This window comes from Stieleria mannarensis, assembly GCF_014154935.1.
GTDB lineage: Bacteria > Planctomycetota > Planctomycetia > Pirellulales > Pirellulaceae > Stieleria > Stieleria mannarensis.
The window spans coordinates 1-2,984 of record NZ_JACEHH010000117.1; the positions used below are offsets into that span (position 1 = coordinate 1).

The window sequence follows — 2,984 nt, forward strand, 5'->3', positions numbered from 1 at the left end:
GCTTCGTAAGCCTTCAAGTCCAGTTTCTCACCGCTCGCGTTGCGGATGATGTCTCGCAGCTTGATTGCTTCGTTCACCTTGTCCTTGACCCGATCCTGGTCAGCAGCGTTGTAGCCCGCCGCATCCATTTCATCCTTGATGTTGGCGTAGGCCCGGACCAGTGACGCTACCGCTTTGTAGAGTAGTGAGCGTTGTGGCTCCCGTTCTTTCAAATCCGTTTCGATCTCCGAATTGCCGCAGAAATAGTGCATGTAATCCAAGTCGGCTTTCGGTGCTTCGACCGGTTCGCAGAGGAGAGCAAACGTCTCTAAAGCTTCGTCCAAGCGTGTTTTGCCTTTGCTCAATCGATCCTGCAGCAAGATCTCGGGCGATGAGTCCCCTTCGGGATGATCCAGTTCGGATGAATAGACTGCGATCGCATTCTCGACCTTCTTGAACAAGTCCATATAGTCAACGATCACGCCATTCACCTTGTCTGCGCCATCCAAACGGTTGGTGCGGCAGATCGCCTGAAAAAGCCCATGGTCCTGCATCGATTTGTCGATGTACAGATATGTGCAGGGCGGTGCGTCAAATCCGGTCAGCAACTTGTCGACGACGATGAGAAGCTGCATGTTGGCCGGTTCTTTGACGAACTTGGCTTTCGCCTCTTCCTCGTACGTTTCCGTCTTCGTCATGCCGGGACGGGCTTCGACGTTTTTCAACAAGTCGGTGTAGACATTGTAAATCCGTTGCTTGTCGGTCTCGGTGTTGGCGCCGGTCTCTTCGAGCGTGATGTCCTTGGTTTGCGGGTTGTACGAGGTGACGACGGCGCATTTGCCTTTGAAGGGCGTGTTTTGAAACAATTCAAAATACCGGCAGGCTTCGAAAATGCTCTTGGCGACCAGGATGGCATTGCCTTTGCCATCGGACAATCGCGGTTTAGTGCTGAAATCAAAGGTGATGTCTTCGACGACGCGTTTCAGGCGATCAAGTGATCCGAGTACCTGTTGCCGCGTGCCCCAAAACTTCTTCAGCTCATCCTTTTGCCAATCGTTCAAACCCTTGGTTTTAGCCTCGAACCACGCGTCGATCTTGTCGACGCTGCGAAGCTGCTGATCGATGTCACGAGCTTCGTAGACCAGATCGAGCACGACTTCGTCTTCGACAGCTTCGTTGAATTTGTAGGTGTGGATGTAGTTGCCAAAAACTTCCAGACTGGTTTGTTGGTCTTTCTTCAGCAGCGGCGTGCCCGTGAAGCCGATGAAAACCGCATTGGGCATCATCGCTTTCATCAATCGATGCAATTTGCCGCTCTGCGTGCGGTGGCATTCGTCAACGAAGACAAAAATGTCGCCGACCGTTTTGCTTGGTCCGGCTTCCAGCTCTTTGATGTAGGCGTCGATATCTTCGACGTCTTTGCGCCCGAATTTGTGGACCAGGGAGCAGAGTAGGCGTGGCAGAGGCTGAGACAACTGCCGCATCAACTCGTTGCCGCTGCCGCTCCGTTGGATCGTTTCCCCGGAATCGGTGAAGACACGTTGGATTTGCTTGTCCAAGGCGTCACGGTCGGTGATCACAGCGACACGGGCGTTCGGGTTGTTTTCCAAAATCCACTTGGCCAGCATCACCATCGTGATGCTCTTTCCCGATCCTTGCGTGTGCCAAATGATGCCGCCTTTCTTCTGACGGACGCGTTCTTGCGCGGCTTTGACGCCGAAATATTGGTGAACACGCGGCAGCTTTTTGATGCCGCCGTCGAACAACACGAAATCGTACATCAGCTCGATCAAACGATCCTTGCGGCACATCTTGCGCAGGTACTTGTCCAGCTTGTAACCGTCGTTGTCGTGCTCGTCTTCTTTCCAGCTCAGAAAGTATTTGGCTTCGGTCTTGATCGTTCCGTATCGCAATCCCTCGCTGTCATTGCCGGCGAACACGAACTGAACCGTGCTGTAGAACCAAGCGTTGAATTCGGGTTCCTGATTGGAAAGGCTTTGGTAAATGCCTTTGGATAAATCGACGCGGCTGTTTTTCAGCTCCAGCACACCGACCGCGATGCCGTTGACGTACAAGACAATGTCGGGACGCCGCTCGTGCCCACCTTTCAGCGTGACTTCTTCGGCGATGGCGAAATCGTTTTTCTCGGGCTCGGCCCAATTGATCAATTGAACCGTTTCGGAAGGCTTACTCGCTTCAGTTTTGACACTGACGCCGTAACGCAGTAATTCGTAGACGGCGTTATTGTTGCCATACAGCCCGCGATTGCTGTGATCGGCTTCGGTGCGCAGCCGGTGAATGACCGCGCCCGCTTGAGCTTGGGAATAGCCGGCTTTGCTTGTCAGATAGTCCGTCAGCAAACCTTCTTCGATATTAGAATTACCGTCGCGGTCCGACCAATCGCCAAGATACGTGTAATCGAGTTCGTTCTTGAACAAGTCAATGACACGTCGCTGTGACTCCCATTCCGGCTTGCCAATGCTCATACGAGTCGAATCCTCCCGGTGAGCAACTGCTGCATCATGGCTTGCTTCAATAATCTGGCTTTGGCGATTTTGTCTTCCAGAAGACGAGTTTCTGTTTCCAAGCTTCGGAGATGATCGACGATTGCGACTTGCTCTTCAAATTTCGGAATTGTCACTCGAAGTTTTTTGAATACCGGCATGTAGATGGTGTTGTGAGTGCTGCCCGCCATGAGTCGTTTCCAGTCTTTCTCCATGAATCGAAAAAGACGAACGAGGAAGTGATTGTAAACTTCGGGGCCGCAAACATAGTTCGCGAAGTCTTGACTTGTCGCCATTGGGCATCCGAGCACCGAACTCTTTCCGATTGTTGCCGTCCTAGAAAAAATGACAGTGCCTTGAGGCAAAAGTCTGGCGGATGAATTCAGCAGTCCAAGCTCTGTTATTGCGAGCGATGTTTTCGTCACCTCATCGACATCAAGAAGTTTGCTGTCATGCAAAGAAACCCAAGGCACATCGCCATTCCAGTACTCGGGGCGATTT

The 2,984-nt window shown here is 52.1% G+C and carries 2 protein-coding genes; both read right to left on the reverse strand.

Annotated elements, in window-relative coordinates:
• Positions 1–2,465 (reverse strand): type I restriction endonuclease subunit R (locus H1B37_RS32530; protein WP_182871438.1); only part of this gene is annotated, 2,465 nt, incomplete at its 3' end.
• On the reverse strand, positions 2,462–2,984 hold a 523-nt coding region (locus tag H1B37_RS32535), incomplete at its 5' end, for a restriction endonuclease subunit S (RefSeq protein WP_182871439.1). The genes H1B37_RS32535 and H1B37_RS32530, both read right to left, overlap by 4 nt.